The 15,414-nt window shown below is 61.1% G+C and carries 14 protein-coding genes and 1 other RNA gene; 7 read left to right on the top strand and 8 right to left on the bottom strand.

The features are described from left to right. Positions 1-6: 6 nt before the first annotated feature. Positions 7-1,503 carry a GGDEF domain-containing protein gene (locus AC54AG_RS02275; protein ID WP_496629391.1) on the top strand — a complete coding sequence of 499 codons (1,497 nt, stop codon included), beginning with the start codon at positions 7-9 and terminating at the stop codon, positions 1,501-1,503. On the opposite strand, the gene AC54AG_RS02280 is transcribed toward AC54AG_RS02275, so the two are convergent. The 5 genes from AC54AG_RS02280 to AC54AG_RS02300 all read right to left on the bottom strand — a co-directional run bounded on the left by AC54AG_RS02280 (position 1,500) and on the right by AC54AG_RS02300 (position 3,764). Then, a complete protein-coding gene (locus AC54AG_RS02280; RefSeq protein ID WP_496629392.1) occupies positions 1,500-1,964 on the bottom strand; it encodes an EVE domain-containing protein in 465 nt (154 codons plus the stop codon). The genes AC54AG_RS02275 and AC54AG_RS02280 overlap by 4 nt on opposite strands. A gap of 90 nt (positions 1,965-2,054) precedes the next feature. Further along, positions 2,055-2,232: non-coding RNA, 6S RNA (gene ssrS / locus AC54AG_RS02285), on the bottom strand. 54 nt (positions 2,233-2,286) lie between these two features. Beyond that, positions 2,287-2,598 (bottom strand): cell division protein ZapA, encoded by a 312-nt coding sequence (locus AC54AG_RS02290; protein ID WP_034747344.1) that lies wholly within the window; start codon positions 2,596-2,598, stop codon positions 2,287-2,289. After that, positions 2,598-2,861, bottom strand: a complete 264-nt coding sequence (locus AC54AG_RS02295) for a hypothetical protein (RefSeq protein WP_034747342.1) — start codon at positions 2,859-2,861, stop codon at positions 2,598-2,600. The genes AC54AG_RS02290 and AC54AG_RS02295 overlap by 1 nt, the downstream gene beginning before the upstream one ends. A gap of 156 nt (positions 2,862-3,017) precedes the next feature. Next, positions 3,018-3,764, bottom strand: coding sequence for a hypothetical protein (locus tag AC54AG_RS02300; RefSeq protein WP_496629393.1), 747 nt, complete (start codon positions 3,762-3,764; stop codon positions 3,018-3,020). A gap of 534 nt (positions 3,765-4,298) precedes the next feature. Here AC54AG_RS02300 and groES point away from each other — a divergent pair. From groES to AC54AG_RS02325, 5 genes are all read left to right on the top strand, one after another. After that, positions 4,299-4,589 (top strand): co-chaperone GroES, encoded by a 291-nt coding sequence (gene groES / locus AC54AG_RS02305; RefSeq protein ID WP_010400979.1) that lies wholly within the window; start codon positions 4,299-4,301, stop codon positions 4,587-4,589. Between the two features lie 50 nt (positions 4,590-4,639). Beyond that, on the top strand, positions 4,640-6,289 hold the full coding sequence (gene groL / locus AC54AG_RS02310; protein WP_010400981.1) for a chaperonin GroEL: 1,650 nt from the start codon (positions 4,640-4,642) through the stop codon (positions 6,287-6,289). 210 nt (positions 6,290-6,499) lie between these two features. After that, positions 6,500-7,012, top strand: coding sequence for a hypothetical protein (locus AC54AG_RS02315; RefSeq protein WP_496629394.1), 513 nt, complete (start codon positions 6,500-6,502; stop codon positions 7,010-7,012). Between the two features lie 87 nt (positions 7,013-7,099). After that, a complete protein-coding gene (locus AC54AG_RS02320; protein ID WP_496629395.1) occupies positions 7,100-7,657 on the top strand; it encodes a GNAT family N-acetyltransferase in 558 nt (185 codons plus the stop codon). A gap of 81 nt (positions 7,658-7,738) precedes the next feature. Continuing rightward, entirely contained in the window at positions 7,739-9,313 is a 1,575-nt protein-coding gene (locus AC54AG_RS02325) for a POT-type proton-dependent oligopeptide transporter (protein ID WP_051990839.1), read from the top strand. A gap of 73 nt (positions 9,314-9,386) precedes the next feature. On the opposite strand, the gene AC54AG_RS02330 is transcribed toward AC54AG_RS02325, so the two are convergent. From AC54AG_RS02330 to AC54AG_RS02340, 3 genes are all read right to left on the bottom strand, one after another. Continuing rightward, on the bottom strand, positions 9,387-10,724 hold the full coding sequence (locus tag AC54AG_RS02330) for a type II toxin-antitoxin system HipA family toxin (protein ID WP_496629396.1): 1,338 nt from the start codon (positions 10,722-10,724) through the stop codon (positions 9,387-9,389). A 3-nt stretch (positions 10,725-10,727) separates the two neighbouring features. Then, entirely contained in the window at positions 10,728-11,027 is a 300-nt protein-coding gene (locus AC54AG_RS02335; protein ID WP_070301402.1) for a helix-turn-helix transcriptional regulator, read from the bottom strand. 152 nt (positions 11,028-11,179) lie between these two features. Then, on the bottom strand, positions 11,180-12,811 hold the full coding sequence (locus AC54AG_RS02340) for an alpha-D-glucose phosphate-specific phosphoglucomutase (RefSeq protein WP_496629397.1): 1,632 nt from the start codon (positions 12,809-12,811) through the stop codon (positions 11,180-11,182). 316 nt (positions 12,812-13,127) lie between these two features. On the opposite strand from AC54AG_RS02340, the gene AC54AG_RS02345 reads away from it, so the two are divergent. Beyond that, complete coding sequence (locus AC54AG_RS02345; RefSeq protein ID WP_496629398.1) at positions 13,128-15,389, top strand: TonB-dependent siderophore receptor; 2,262 nt, start codon at positions 13,128-13,130, stop codon at positions 15,387-15,389. Positions 15,390-15,414 lie beyond the last annotated feature (25 nt).

The raw sequence follows: 15,414 nt of genomic DNA on the forward strand, positions 1-15,414 counted from the left end.
CTTGCCATGCCGCCTGCCGGACAACAACTGACGTACTCGATTGCGCTGGGCGCCAGCTATGTGCTGGCGCAGCTGGCCTTGACGGCCTGGGCCGGCACGCACGCGCCGTACGTCAGCTATGCGTTCAACATTGTCGCGCCCCTGCTGGCGCTGGCGGCCTGTTGCCGCTGCGCCTATCTCAGCACGGCGGGCGCCGCCAGGACAGGCTGGGCCCTGTTCGCCGTGGCCATGCTGTTCTGGAGCACGGGCATGATATTGTCCGCCTGGCAGGATCTGAGCTGGCAAGTGGCATCCGACGCCACGTATTTTTCCGATTTCGCCTATTTCATGTATGGCGCGCCCCTGCTGCTGGCCATGTCGTCCGTGACGCACAGCCATCCTTCGCGCACCTTACAATGGCTCGACGCCGTGCAAGTGCTGCTGGCGGCCTACCTGGCCTATACGGCCATCTTTTCCGTGTCGCCATTCGACCAGCGCTCGATCGCGCCGATTCCCGCCAGTCTGCTGGTGCTGACCTACAACGTGGAAAACCTGGTCCTGGCCTGTTGCGCTTCGCTGCGCCTGCTGGCGCACCGCCGCGATGGCGGGCAAGGCCGCTTTTACCTGCTGCTGACGGTGTTTTTATGGTGCTATGCGGGCTGCGCGGCCGCGTATAACTATCTGACCCTGCATGGCGTGACGCAAGCATGGAGCGAAGTGCTGCCCAGCCTGCCGTTCCTGCTGCTGGTGCTGCTGGCCACGCGCGTCACGGCGGCGCAATCCGCAGCCGAAAATACGCAGGCGCAGCAAGCCCCGCAAAAGCTGACCCTGCTGATCGACAATTTCAGTCCCATCTTCTTTACGGCCGCCCTGCTGGGCCTGGGCTTTGCCGTCATGCGCGCGCATTTCTACCTGGCGGCGGCGTCGCTGTTCGTCGCGCTGCTGGTCCACGCGCTGCGCTCGGCCACCCTGCAAAGCCGCTACATGCAAAGCGAACTGGCCTTGCGCGTCGCGCATGACAAACTGGAAAAGTTGTCGCTGACAGATGGCTTGACGGGCATCGCCAACCGGCGCTGCTTCGACCAGACATTGCAGCTGGAGTGGCAGCGCGCCGCGCGCAACCATCAAGAGCTGGCCCTGTTGATCATCGATATCGATTTCTTCAAGAGCCTCAACGATACCTTCGGCCACCCGTATGGCGACGCCTGCCTGGTGCGGATCGCGGCCGCCCTGCACTCGGCGCTGCCGCGCGCCAGCGACCTGGCGGCACGCTTCGGCGGCGAGGAGTTTGCCGCCATCCTGCCCGCCACCGATGGCGACGGCGCACTGGCCGTGGCGCACAAGATGCAGGAAGCGATCGCCGCGGCCGCCATCGTCCACGCGCCGTCGCGCGGCGGCCTGGTAACGGCCAGCATCGGCCTGGCCTTGAGCGACGCAGGGCAGACGCCGGAACAATTGCTGGCCGCCGCCGACCAGGCCCTGTACCGGGCCAAGCAGAATGGCCGCAACCGGGTCGAAGCCTAGCCTTTCAGCTTATTGGTAATCACTTTCCATTGCGCCGGCGTCACGGGCGTGATCGACAGCCGGCTGCCTTTCTTGAGCAGCAGCATGTCTTCCAGTTCCGGCATCTGGCGCATCTCGGACAGGGGCAGCAATGCTGTCTTCTTCAGGCCGCGCACGTCGACGCTGATCCAGCGCGGCTGCTCCTGTGTGGCCTTGGGATCGAAATATTTGCCGCCCTCTTCAAACTGGCTGTGATCGGGATACGCGCCGCTGGCCACTTCGGCCACGCCCGCCACGCCCGGCTGCGGGCAGCTCGAGTGATAGAACAGTACGCCATCGCCCGGCTGCATGCCATCGCGCATGAAGTTGCGCGCCTGATAATTGCGCACGCCAAACCACGGCATGGTGTGCTGGGGCGCCGCCATCAGGTCGTCGATGCTCACTTCATCGGGTTCGGATTTCATCAGCCAGTATTGTTTCATGCAGACTCCGTATCAAAGTGACAGGCGTAAAAAAACGGTTGCGCATCAATGCTGCAACCGTTTTCAGTTGTACTACCAAGTTACTGCGAATTGGGCCCCGCCTGTGCCGCTATGCCGGCATCCCGAACCAAACGGTTCAAGGTGGTCACGTTAGTTCAATTTCGGGTTCGTCGAACGAGCGACGCTCACTCCCATCAAACAAAATTCGCAACCGATGCGCATAAATGGTTCAAGGAATATATGGCAATCGCGAACACCGCAGGGTAGACCCAAGTTTACTCCTTTGATCGCGCATCTCAAAGACAAATCGTCGCGTGCACGCTTAAAAAAGGTTTTCCTGGGGCGTCAGCGCGCTATCCAATACCGTGTGCATGGCCGAGATTTTCTGCTTCACTTCCAGGATCGTCAATTCCGACAGCGGACCTTGCGGCGACTTCACGGAGAGGAATTCCGCGGCCACGCCCAGGGCGGCCAGCACGGCGATGCGGTCGTTGCCCTTGACCTTGCCCGCGTCGCGGATGGCTTTCATTTTGCTATCGAGATAGATCGCCGCTTCGCGCAGCGCGCGCTCTTCGCCGTCGCGGCACACCATGCTGTAGGACTGGCCCATGATATTGACATCGACACGCGGCATCACGCTTCCTTCTCGTTCTCTGCAATATAGGCGCCCGCTTCCGAAGCGGCTTGCTCCAGGCCGGCTTGCACCAGTTCGGGAATTTTTTCCAGCAAGGCTTCCACCCGCTCCTGCGCCTCGCGCATGCGCTGCACGTACAGGGCGTTCTCGGCGGCCAGCGCGGCGTTATCCTTGCGCAGTTGCGCGTTTTCACGGCGCAGCGCATGGGTCATTTCGGCCAGCAGGCCTATTTTGTCGGATAATTCGTTGAATTCGGAAATCATCCCGCCACTATAGGGCGGACGCTCCATGGGCGTCAATCGAATCACGCCGCTGTCACACATATTTACATCAATGCAGGTCAGTTGCCGTGAAATACACGCTTTTTCCGGCGCTTTTCGCCAAGTGCGCGCATCTGCCAGCGCCGTGATGGCAGCGTTTTACTCGTCGACGTAATCGGGTTCGATATCGAGTCCGCCATAGCGGTTTTCACAAGAGCGGCGCGTCAGCGTCTGTTGTCCGCTCTTGCCGTCAAGCACCATCGTCAAATCGCGGCAAGTACGGCCGTAGCTGCCAGGTTTGCCGTCCGTGCCCGAGGGCGTCAGGCGCACCGCCAGCGGTACCGCATTGCCCAGTCCCTTGTTGCTCCACTGGCGCGTCTTGCCATCCTCTTCATCTTTCAAGGTGCGCACGGCGGCCGTCAACAGGGCTTGCTTTTCCTTGGCATTCAGCTTGGCGATGGTGACGTCGGACAGGAAAGGCGGATACACGACGGGCGCCGGATCCTTGCCCTGCACATCCCAGCGGCCGCTGTTCTGCGAACAGGTGCGGCGGCTCAGATCCTGCGACTTGCCGCCCGCCGTGACGACGAATTTCAGGTCGCGGCAGATGTGCGCCTTCAGGCTGTGTTCCGTCATGCCGGAGTTGCTGAAGTTATACGTGACTTTGACCATCACGCCGCGGTCGCCGCCGTTGTCCCACACGTGCGCTTCCTGGTCGTCGTCATCCTTGTTCAGATCGTTGAACAGGTCGCCCAGCAGCATTTCCTTTTGCTGCGGCGTCAGGGCGGCTACGGTGATCTCGTCGACGATGGTGGGCGTTTGCGCGGCGGCATTGCCCAGGCAGGCGAGGCCGATGACGGTGGCGCCCAACAGGCGCAGGGCGGTACGGGAAGTGGTCGATGGCATGGCGTGCTTTCTCGTGCAGGTGGCGATATATGGTGATATTGATATGCAATTACAATCATCTTATCAAAGTCCATAGTAAAACTGTGTTTCCTGTACGTACAGGAACGCCGTTCGCCTGACGGGCATGCTAGAGTCGCGCCTGTTGCTGACGCCCGGGAACGAGGCTTGCGTTTGCGCAAACCCTGCGTAAATGCAGGCTGCGCAGAACGTCTAAGCTTATCTTCCCGGAGAATAAGCCCTTGAATAAGCCCCCTACCGTCCCTATAATTAGCACTCGTTAGTAGAGAGTGCTAACAAACTCTTTCGTAGCAATCCTCAGGACATGATGGTGTCTGCCGGGCAACAGCAGGGAACGCTACGCGGCGGGCGACGCCGCGATGCCACCACTGCCTAGCTGGCACGCACCCGATGACATGGGGTTTGCTTGACCGTTGCGGGCTGCTTTCAACGGCGGTCACTGAAAGCACGCCTGGCGCTGTGCCAGGCATGTATTCATTTAGCAACACCTATCCATTGAACTTTAAGGAGTTTTGTATGAATCTGCGCCCATTGAACGATCGCGTCATCGTCAAACGCCTCGACCAGGAAACCAAAACTGCGTCCGGCCTCATCATTCCTGATGCAGCTGCTGAAAAACCGGATCAAGGCGAAGTCCTTGCCGTAGGCAATGGCAAGATTCTCGACGACGGCAAAGTCCGTCCTCTGGATGTCAAAGTAGGCGACCGCGTCCTGTTCGGCAAATACGCTGGCCAAACCGTCAAAGTTGACGGCGATGAGCTGCTGGTCATGCGCGAAGAAGACATCATGGCGATCGTCGTCAAGTAATTGTTTCCACGTTGTAGACAGATACATCCCGAAACTCAGGAGAATTGAACATGGCAGCTAAAGAAGTAGTATTCGGCGACGCAGCGCGCGCCAAGATGGTCGAAGGCGTCAATATCCTCGCCAACGCAGTCAAAGTCACCTTGGGCCCGAAAGGCCGCAACGTCGTTCTGGAGCGCTCGTTCGGCGCCCCTACCGTCACCAAGGATGGTGTGTCGGTAGCGAAAGAAGTTGAACTCAAAGACAAGCTCATGAACATGGGCGCGCAAATGGTCAAGGAAGTTGCTTCCCGCACCAGCGACAACGCCGGCGACGGCACCACCACCGCAACCGTGCTGGCACAAGCCATCGTGCGCGAAGGCATGAAGTTCGTTGCCGCCGGCATGAACCCGATGGACCTGAAGCGCGGTATCGACAAAGCTGTTGCAGCCACCGTCGAAGAACTGGCGAAAATCGCCCGTCCTTGCACCACGACCAAAGAAATCGCCCAAGTTGGCGCGATCTCGGCGAACTCGGACTACTCGATCGGCGAGCGTATCGCTGAAGCGATGGAAAAAGTCGGTAAAGAAGGCGTCATCACCGTAGAAGACGGCAAGTCGCTGAACGACGAGCTGGACATCGTTGAAGGCATGCAGTTCGACCGCGGCTACCTGTCGCCATACTTCATCAACAACCCAGAGAAACAAGTTGCCGTACTGGACAGCCCATTCGTCCTGCTGTGCGACAAGAAAATCTCGAACATCCGTGACCTGCTGCCGGTACTGGAACAAGTCGCAAAAGCTGGCCGTCCACTGCTGATCATCGCGGAAGACATCGAAGGCGAAGCGCTGGCGACCCTGGTTGTGAACAACATCCGCGGCATCCTGAAAACCTGCGCAGTGAAAGCACCTGGCTTCGGCGACCGCCGCAAAGCCATGCTGGAAGACATCGCTGTCCTGACCGGCGGCCAAGTGATCGCTGAAGAAGTCGGCCTGACCCTGGAAAAAGTGACCCTGGCCGAACTGGGCCAAGCGAAACGCATCGAAGTGGGCAAAGAAAACACCATCGTCATCGATGGCGCCGGCGAAGCTGCCTCGATCGAAGCACGCGTGAAACAAGTGCGTGTACAGATCGAAGAAGCGACCTCGGACTACGACCGTGAAAAACTGCAAGAGCGCGTCGCCAAACTGGCTGGCGGCGTTGCCGTGATCAAGGTTGGCGCAGCCACCGAAGTCGAAATGAAAGAGAAAAAAGCCCGCGTTGAAGATGCACTGCACGCGACCCGCGCTGCCGTGGAAGAAGGCATCGTGCCAGGCGGCGGCGTAGCCCTGCTGCGCGCACGCGCCAACATCACGGTCAAGGGCGACAATCCTGATCAAGACGCTGGTATCAAGATCGTCCTGCGCGCAATGGAAGAGCCACTGCGCATGATCGTGCAAAACGCTGGCGAAGAAGCTTCGGTCGTCGTGGCAGCCGTACTGGCTGGCACGGGCAACTACGGCTACAACGCTGCCAACGGCACGTATGGCGACATGGTTGAAATGGGCGTTCTGGACCCAGCCAAAGTGACCCGTTCGGCACTGCAAAACGCCGCTTCGATCGCTTCGCTGATGCTGACGACCGACTGCATGGTCTGCGAAATCGCTGACGACAAAGCAGGCGGCGGCATGGGCGGCGGCATGGGCGGTATGGGCGGCATGGGCGGCATGGACGGCATGATGTAATGTCCGGCGGCCAGTCGCGCAGGCGACGGCGCGACTGGCCGCATACGCCGGGACAGGGCTGGCAGACCAAAAACTGTCAGCGCCTCCCCGGCGGCCCCGAAAGCCACCTTCTACGGAAGGTGGCTTTTTTTCGTCTATGAATTTGGCAAACCCGTTTGGCAAACCCGTTGGCAAGCCCGGCGATTGCCCACCTGCCCGTTTTGCTTTAGCATGGCCGCCATCGTCGTTCTTTCTCATCCCACCATCATGCCGCCACGCGCCTCTTCTTCCAAAACCACCATCATCGCCGGCATCCTGGCCGGCTTGCTGGCCGCCGGCCTCGGCGCTTTCTACCTGCACCAGCAATCCGCGCCGCACGGTGACAATGCCAAGGCCTCAAGCAGCCAGACGACGGCGCAAGAACAGAACGCGCGCGCCGTCGATGCCTTGCTGGCTTTGCCGGAAATCAAGGCCTGGTCGGCGCATATCGAAAAGGCTTCGGGCGGCCGCGCGCACGGCGCCGTGATGGAAACGTCGCCCGAGACGCGCCTCGTCGATGGCGTCGCCTGCTATCAGCTGAGCTTTTTCGAAAGCACGCCCGATGCGGCGCACCGCTGGGAAAGTTTCGTCGTCACGCCCGACGGCAAGCGCATCCTCGTCGACGACATCGCCAGCGGGGACCTGATCAGCCTGGAACAATGGCGCAAGGACAACGCGCCCATGCAACGCATCGCGACGCAGTAACGCTCCACGCGGGCATCCCCTGCGGCGGGACGCTGGCGTTGCAGCGCAAGCTTTACTTTCTGGCATCGAAGCCCGATACTCGCCCACATGCCCGCCATCATTGTCCGCCCCCTCACGCCAGACGACGCCAGCGCCTACCGCGCGCTGCGCCTGGCCGGCATCGCCGAACTGCCCGCCGCCTTCTGCACCACGCATGCGGCGGAAAGCGGCTTGCCGCTGGCACGGATAGCCGAGCGCTTGCGCGCCACATCGCACCAAATAATATTTGGCGCTTTCGACAAGGAACAATTGATCGGCATTGCCGGCCTGCGCCGCGAACCGATCGCCGTCGTGCATGACAAGGCCAGCCTGTGGAGCGTGTACGTGGCGCCGCAGGCACGCGGGCACGGCGCGGGACGGCAACTGGTGCAGGCCGCCATCGCGCACGCCTGCGGCGTGCCCGAACTGGCCCGCGTGCGCCTGACCGTGGCACAGGACAACAACGCGGCATTGACCCTGTACCTGGGCTGCGGTTTTACCCTGGCGGACGGTCCCGCATCGGATGGCATGCTGCAAATGCAACTATTACTGCCCCGCCCTGCCCTTGCAAGTGCCGAAAGTAATGTCTTTATGAAAATCAATACCTTACAAATCCCTGCGAAATAGCGGACAGGCCGTTTTTTCTGTTGCAAGCAAACGCGGCAGGCCTTAGCATCGCGGCTTACAAAAAAAACTTGGGGAGAGCCAATGTCATCGGCCGAGACACAAACCGCCACGGGCAAAATGCCCCGGCAAATACCGTACATCATCGCCAACGAAGGCTGCGAACGCTTCAGCTTTTACGGCATGCGCAACATCCTGACGCCATTCCTCATCAGCACCTTGCTGCTGATGATCCCGATCGACCAGCGCACGGGCGAAGCCAAGCACGTGTTCCACACCTTCGTCATCGGCGTGTACTTCTTCCCGCTGCTGGGCGGCTGGCTGGCCGACCGCTTCTTCGGCAAATACAACACCATCTTCTGGCTCAGCCTCGTGTATTGCGCCGGCCATGCCTGTCTGGCCCTGTTTGAAAACAGCGTCAACGGCTTCTATTTCGGCCTGTTCCTGATCGCCTTCGGTTCCGGCGGCATCAAGCCGCTGGTGGCCTCGTTTGTCGGCGACCAGTTCGACCAGACCAACAAGCACAAGGCCAAGCTGGTCTTCGACCTGTTCTACTGGATCATCAACTTCGGCTCCTTCTTCGCCTCGCTGCTGATGCCGCTGTTCCTGAAAAAGTATGGCCCGTCGATCGCCTTCGGCATCCCCGGCCTGATGATGCTGGCCGCCACCATCGTCTTCTGGATGGGCGCCAAGAAATACGTGCACGTGCCGCCAGCACCGCCGAACCCCGATTCGTTTACCCGCGTGGCCCGCACGGCCCTGCTGGCCCGCGTCGATGGCGGTTCGCGTCCCGGCCTGTACGTGGCCTACGTCGGCGTGATCGGCGCCCTGTATGCGTTCTACAGCATTCCCGAATGGGGCTTCGTGATTTCCGCGTGTACCGCGCTGGTATTGCTGCTGGCCTTCGGCAGCATCGGCACGGCCATGCAGCTGGAACGCGCACGTGGCATCCACCCTGACGAAGCCGTCGAAGGCGTGCGCGCCGTGCTGCGCATCCTCGTCATCTTCGCCCTCGTCACGCCGTTCTTCTCGCTGTTCGACCAGAAGGCCTCGACGTGGATCGTGCAGGCGAACACCATGGAAAAACCAAGCTGGTTCCTGCCGGCGCAGATGCAGGCGCTGAACCCGATGCTGGTGATGCTCCTGATCCCGTTCAACAACCTGGTGCTGTACCCGATGCTGAACCGCTTCGGCTGGGAAGCGACGGCCCTGCGCCGCATGACGGCCGGTATCGGCTTTTCCTCGCTGGCGTGGATCGTCATCGGCTTGCTGCAACTGGCCCTCGACAGCGGCAGCGCCGTCTCCATCATGTGGCAGATCCTGCCGTACGCGCTGTTGACGTTCGGCGAAGTGCTGGTCTCGGCGACGGGACTGGAGTTTGCCTACAGCCAGGCGCCCGTCTCGATGAAGGGCGCCATCATGAGCTTCTGGAATCTGTCGACCACGGTGGGCAACCTGTGGGTGCTGATCGTCAACCGCAGCGTCATGAACGAAGGCGTGATCGGCAAGATCGCCGAAAGCGGCATCAGTGTGACGGCCTTCCAGATGTTCTTCTTCGCCGCCTTCGCCGCCGTGGCCATGCTGGCCTTCGGCCTGTATGCGAAGCGCTACAAGATGGTCGACAACTACCGCCAGGCGGTGGTGCCGGGCAAGGCGTGATGTAAGTAAGTGAAGTGAAAAGAAGCGTCCGCCAGCAATGGTCGGGCGCTTTTTTTATTTCCGGTCGTACTATTCAGGCCGGCATCTCGCGCAGCCGTTTGCTTGACCGCCGCAATCCATCGAAAATGGATGCGGCTACATCAGCGGGGAAATCCTGCGCCAGAAGCGCACTGACTTGAGCGATGACGTCATCCACGCTGGCCAATACCTCTTCGATGATATGTTCGGCAACGGCCGCGCCCAGGCCGACTTGCCGGGCATGGCTGGACCAATGGCGGCGCTGGATCTCGTCGATGTGATAGTGATTTCCCGCTCCGCGCAGCGCCATGGCCAGCCTCGCGCGCCGATACGCAAGCTGATGCGCGCCATTGCCGATGATCGGATGGGCGGACAAGATGTCATACAGCGGGGTTGCCTGGAATTGGCGATGGGGCAGGTGAACGATGCTGAAGTTCTTGGCATGTCCATCGGTGGCTGCCAGCAGCCAGAAAATGAGCTGCGTTTTGAAAAACCGTTGTCGATCACTTTCAGCTTGTGCGGAACCGAGCAAAATCTCCATGATCCTGGTAATCCCTGGCCCCCCATCGGCCTGGTATTTCCGCAACGGCGAGGTGCCGGTAGCCTGGCAAAAATCCTCCTGCGGCAATCGTATTATCCAGCTGCCGTCATGCGAAAGGCGGCGGTCGAAACGTTCGACCACCAGGGTTTTCAGCCCATCGAAGGTCTGGATCGAGCAGGAGGCCGTAGGTAGCCCGAAAGCATGCATGATTTGCGAGCACAGCCATTCATTTTCCACCGAGGTGCGCATGTCGGCCTGCATATTGCCCACCAGCCCCATCGGCAATTTGAAGATATGCGTAGTGGGAGTGTTGCCCGTGGGTCGGTGCCATTGGCCTTGATGCCACAGCAAGGCGCTTTTTTCCTGAGCACCGGCAATCGACAAGCGCAGCTCATCCGCTTCTGTCCCGTGCCCAAAAGGTTTCTCGGCAAGAGTATTGCGCAAGATGCCGGCGACGCCCGCCGCATCGAGCGGCTCGCCTGTAATGGAAAACAGATCCACCGGCGTTTCACCGGGCGGCAGCAACTGGATCGCACCGACACAGTCTCGCCCGACTGCTGCAAGCAGTTGATACGGTTCAATACCGTCGGTATGAAAATGCAAGGCCAGACGGCACCGGATCGGTTCACTGTCGGGCAACAGATTATCGAAGTAATGCTGGACCACGGCGCCCCGGTAAGCCTCGTTGTGCGGCTTGAAGGGCATGGAGAGCGACAATGGTCGTCCGGCCTCGTCATCGAGCCACGTATCGAAATACGTGAACGAGGATTTGCCTGGCATGGCATCCCAACAGCCGACAGGCGTACCGTTCAGCCAGACGTTCAGGCGTTGCGCATGTGCTTTTCTTCCCATGACTTACCAGACGTCCTTCTCCCCGGATGGGGGAACGATTTTTTCCGGCCGCATTCCCCCCATGCTACCTCTGGACGCGGGGATAGCATCGGCACTTGCCAATTCCATCTCCACACCAAGCAGGCGCAATATCAGATACAGGCGCTCGACGCTGGTCGAAGCAGGATTGGCTTCGATCTGCGCGTAACTTTGCTGTGTCACGCCAAGCCGCTCCGCCAGGGCTTGCTGGGTAAGTCCAGCCTGCTTGCGGTAGCTGATCAGCAAAGGGCGTAGTTGCTGCAGGGTTTTGATGGGGTAGCGCATGAGGTAACTCCGGACGGTTAGCTCATAGTATAGAAGCAATCAAACAAGATACAAGTCATAGGCTGTATTTTAAAAATACAACCCAAACGCTGTAAATTCATAATACAACCCTCAAACTGTAAATCGAAATGACAGTTTGAAGGTTGTATTTGTCAGGTCGTCACCGTGGGCGCATCGCGCCCCGTGCGCTCGCGGATCTGCGCGACCTGCTGCGCCACCGCGATCAGCCCCGCCAACGCTTCCTGGGTGGGAATATCGTGCCGGACCGGATCGGCTTCGTAGCGCTCCAGGTACAAACGCAGGGTGGCTCCCTCGGTGCCCGTGCCGGACAGGCGCAGCACGATGCGCGCGCCGTCCGTCATGATGATGCGGATGCCCTGCTGCGTGGCCACGGAACCGTCGACGGGGTCCGTGTAGCTGAAGTCGTCGGCCAGCGCCACCGTGTAGCCATTGACGACCTGACCGGGCAAGGCGGCCAGCTGGCCGCGCACGGCCTCCATCAGCTGCGCCGCGCAAGCGCTGTCGATGTCTTCGTAGTCGTGGCGCGAATAGTAGTTGCGGCCATACGTGGCCCAGTGCGCGCGCACGATGTCTTTCACCGGTTGCTTTTTTTCCGCCAGCAAGTTGAGCCAAAACAGCACGGCCCACAGGCCATCTTTTTCGCGCACGTGGTTCGAGCCCGTGCCGTAGCTTTCTTCGCCGCACAGAGTCGCCATGCCGGCGTCGAGCAGGGTGCCGAAGAACTTCCAGCCCGTCGGCGTCTCGTAGCACGGTATGCCCAGCGCGCCAGCGACCCGGTCGGCCGCGCCCGACGTGGGCATGGAGCGGGCGATGCCGGACAAACCGGCGCGGTAGCCGGGCGCCACGCTGGCGTTGGCGGCCAGGATGGCCAGGCTGTCCGAGGGTGTCACGTCGAAGCGTCGGCCGACGATCATGTTGCGGTCGCCGTCACCATCGGAGGCGGCGCCGAAGTCCGGCGCATCAGCGCCGGCCATGATGGCGATCAGCTGCTGCGCGTTAACGGGATTCGGGTCCGGATGGCCGCCGCCAAAGTCTTCCAGGGGCAGACCGTTGATGACGCTGCCCTTCGGCGCGCCCAGCATGCCTTCCAGGATGGCCGTGGCGTACGGGCCGGAGACGGCGTGCATGCCGTCGAAGCAGATGCGCAGGCCGCCCGCGAACAGGGCGCGGATGGCGTCGAAATCGAACAGCTGCTGCATCAGTTCCGCGTAGTCCGCGACGGAATCGATCACTTCGACCGTCATCTGCTCGATGCGCACGGTGCCCAGGGTATCGAGGTCGATATCGGCAGCGTCGCTGATCCGGTATTCGGTGATGGCTTGCGTGCGCGCAAACATGGCTTCGGTGACCTTTTCGGGCGCCGGGCCGCCATTGGCGATGTTGTACTTGATGCCGAAATCGCCATCGGGGCCGCCCGGGTTATGGCTGGCCGACAGGATGATGCCGCCGCTGGCGCCCTGCTTGCGGATCACGCAGCTGACGGCCGGCGTCGACAGGATGCCGCCCTGACCCAGCAGCACGCGCGCATAGCCGTGCGCTGCCGCCATGCGCAGCACCGTCTGGACGGCCGCGCGGTTGTAGTAGCGCCCATCGCCACCCAGCACCAGGGTCTGGCCGCGGCAATCGCCGAGCGTGTCGAAAACGCTCTGCACGAAATTTTCCAGGTATTGCGGCTGGCTGAACACGCCCACTTTCTTGCGCAGGCCCGAGGTGCCTGGCCGCTGGCCGGCTATCGGCGCCGTATTGATGATTTGAATAGCCATCTTGCCTCCATATTAACTTTGCATGTTAACGCATGCGGGGCTGGCGACAAAGCGTTGTACGTCTGCCACGGTGCGGTAAACCGCTTACGCTGGCTGCGGCAATGCCGCAGCTCACTCTTGCATGTCTCGCAACCCCGCACTATAATAAGAATAGTTCTCATTCACATTTAGACTCTCACCAGAGTCTGCACCCAGTCACCGGCTGGTGCGCAGCTGGATGACACGCTGCGCCAGCCAGGCACTACGCCAAGCAAGCCTTCCCCTATCAATACCTGTGTGCCGCACAAAGGCAGGCGCACGAGAAGAAGGATGTTTCATGGCGCGAGCACGTTCGCTGGCCGGCATGGTTGCCGGCCCGTTTTCCCCACCCATTTCCAAGGTTGCCATGCGCCCGCTGGCCATCGCCGTGCATTCGGCCTTGCTGACGGCGGCGCTGGGCGCGGGCGCGGCCCTGGCAGCGGAAGCGCCCGCCAAGCCCGAAGAAGCCACCTTGAGCGAAATCAAGGTGCAGGCCCAGCAAGACAAGGCGTCGACCGAGCACACGGGTTCCTACACCACCAAGCAGATGGCCACGGCCACGCGCATGGGTCTGTCCATCCGCGAAACGCCGCAATCGATTTCCGTGGTGACGCGCCAGCGCATGGATGACATGGGGCTGAACAGCCTGGCCGAGGTGCTGGTGCAGTCGACGGGCGTGACGGTGCAGGAAAACGACAGCGAACGCACGAGCTTTTCGGCGCGCGGCTTTTCCATCGGCAACTACCAGATCGATGGCGTGGCCGTCAATTCCGGCAGCAATGCGCTGTTCGACACGGCCATCTATGACCGCATCGAAATCGTGCGCGGCGCCACGGGCCTGGTCAGCGGCAATGGCGACCCGTCGGCCACCATCAACATGCTGCACAAGCGTCCCGGCAAGGAGTTCGCCGCCTCGGCCGGCCTGACCGTGGGTTCGTGGAACAAAGTCCGCCTCGAAGGCGACATCAGCGCGCCGCTGAACGCCGACGGCAGCATTCGCGGAAGAGTCGTCGTGGCCGGCCAGAACCGCCATTCCTATATGGACCTGTACAAGGAACGCAAGCTGGTGGGCGCCGTCATCGTCGAGGCGGACCTGACGCCGGACACTCTGCTGACGGCCGGCATCGACTATCAAAAGAACACGCCGAAAGGCACGAGCTGGGGCACCACGCCCCTGTTCTTCTCGGACGGCACCTCGGCCAACATGCCCCGCTCGTTCAACATGGCGGCCAAGTGGAGCAGCTGGGAGCGTGAATTCGAAAACAAATACGTCTACCTCGAGCACCGATTCGCCAATGACTGGAAGATCAAGGCTGCCTACGGCCGCCTGGACAGCTCCTCGAACGGCAAGCTGTTCTACGGTGGCAGCGGCTTTCCCAACCGCGATGGCAGCGGCCTGGAAGTGTGGAGCGGCGCCTTCCCCTACGATGAAAAACAGGACAACTTCGACCTGTCGGCCAATGGCGCCTTCACCCTGTTCGGCCGCCAGCACGACCTGGTGCTGGGCGTGAACGGCTGGAAGCGCACCGGCACGACGAATGAAACCCTGCTGCCCGATCCGCTGCCCTACGCCACCACCATCCCCGACTTCCGCCACTGGACGGGCGACGTGCCCGAGCCGGTACTGACGCGCACGGGCGCGCGCGACATCGCCACCACCAAGCAGTCGGGCGCTTTCATCGCCACGCGCATCAACGTCACGGACAACTTCAAGGTGCTGGCCGGCGCGCGCGTCTCCCGCTGGGAAACATATAACGACCGCATCGACACCCAGGGCCGTTTCGTGAAGCGCAGCTCCGCCTACAAGACGGACGACGTCGTCACGCCGTATGCGGGCATGGTGCTCGACGTGAGCAAGAGCACCTCGCTGTACGCCAGCTATACCGACCTGTTCAAGCCGCAAAACCTGAAGGACAAGAACAACGCCTTCCTCGACCCGATCACGGGCAGCAACGTGGAAGCGGGCGTGAAGAGCGAATTCTTCGACGGCGCCGTGAATGCTTCGTTCGCAGTGTATGAAGCCAAGCAGGACAACCTGGGCGAGGAAGACAGATCGGTGCCGCTGACCTTCGTGCTGCCCGATGGCAGCCGTCCCTATGTCTCTTCGGGCAAGGGCACGAAAAGCAAAGGCTACGAAGCGGAAGTGTCGGGCAGCCCCTTGAGCGGCTGGCAGCTGTTCGCCGGCTACACGCACAACAAATCGAAGACGGGCAAGGGCGTGGTGACCAACACCATCCAGCCGACCAATATGCTGCGCGTCTCGACCACCTACCGCCTGCCGGGCGAGCTGCAAAACGTCACCGTCGGCGGCGGCTTGAACTGGCAGAACGAGATCTACACGACAGCCACCCTGCCGAACAAAAGCAAGATCCGGGTCAGCCAGGGCAGCTACGTGCTGGCCAACCTGATGGCGCGCTACCAGATCAGCCCGAAACTGTCGGCCAGCCTGAATGTCAACAACCTGTTCGACAAGACGTATTTCCGCCGCGTGGGCTTCTATAACGGCGGCTATTACGGCGAGCCGCGCAACGTGGCGCTGAACCTGCGCTACCAGTACTGACGCACGATACGAGCCGATTTTCCAT

Source organism: Janthinobacterium sp. BCJ23 (genome assembly GCF_059617945.1).

Bases quoted from the DNA above. Each gene is read 5' to 3' on its own strand.
- AC54AG_RS02290 (WP_034747344.1), bottom strand. From the start codon at position 2,598: ATGCCGCGTGTCGATGTCAATATCATGGGCCAGTCCTACAGCATGGTG.
- groL (WP_010400981.1), top strand. From the start codon at position 4,640: ATGGCAGCTAAAGAAGTAGTATTCGGCGACGCAGCGCGCGCCAAGATG.
- AC54AG_RS02340 (WP_496629397.1), bottom strand. From the start codon at position 12,811: ATGGCTATTCAAATCATCAATACGGCGCCGATAGCCGGCCAGCGGCCA.
- AC54AG_RS02330 (WP_496629396.1), bottom strand. From the start codon at position 10,724: ATGGGAAGAAAAGCACATGCGCAACGCCTGAACGTCTGGCTGAACGGT.
- AC54AG_RS02345 (WP_496629398.1), top strand. From the start codon at position 13,128: ATGGCGCGAGCACGTTCGCTGGCCGGCATGGTTGCCGGCCCGTTTTCC.
- AC54AG_RS02325 (WP_051990839.1), top strand. From the start codon at position 7,739: ATGTCATCGGCCGAGACACAAACCGCCACGGGCAAAATGCCCCGGCAA.
- AC54AG_RS02320 (WP_496629395.1), top strand. From the start codon at position 7,100: ATGCCCGCCATCATTGTCCGCCCCCTCACGCCAGACGACGCCAGCGCC.
- AC54AG_RS02315 (WP_496629394.1), top strand. From the start codon at position 6,500: ATGGCCGCCATCGTCGTTCTTTCTCATCCCACCATCATGCCGCCACGC.
- AC54AG_RS02295 (WP_034747342.1), bottom strand. From the start codon at position 2,861: ATGATTTCCGAATTCAACGAATTATCCGACAAAATAGGCCTGCTGGCC.
- AC54AG_RS02280 (WP_496629392.1), bottom strand. From the start codon at position 1,964: ATGAAACAATACTGGCTGATGAAATCCGAACCCGATGAAGTGAGCATC.
- AC54AG_RS02335 (WP_070301402.1), bottom strand. From the start codon at position 11,027: ATGCGCTACCCCATCAAAACCCTGCAGCAACTACGCCCTTTGCTGATC.
- AC54AG_RS02275 (WP_496629391.1), top strand. From the start codon at position 7: ATGCCGCCTGCCGGACAACAACTGACGTACTCGATTGCGCTGGGCGCC.
- groES (WP_010400979.1), top strand. From the start codon at position 4,299: ATGAATCTGCGCCCATTGAACGATCGCGTCATCGTCAAACGCCTCGAC.
- AC54AG_RS02300 (WP_496629393.1), bottom strand. From the start codon at position 3,764: ATGCCATCGACCACTTCCCGTACCGCCCTGCGCCTGTTGGGCGCCACC.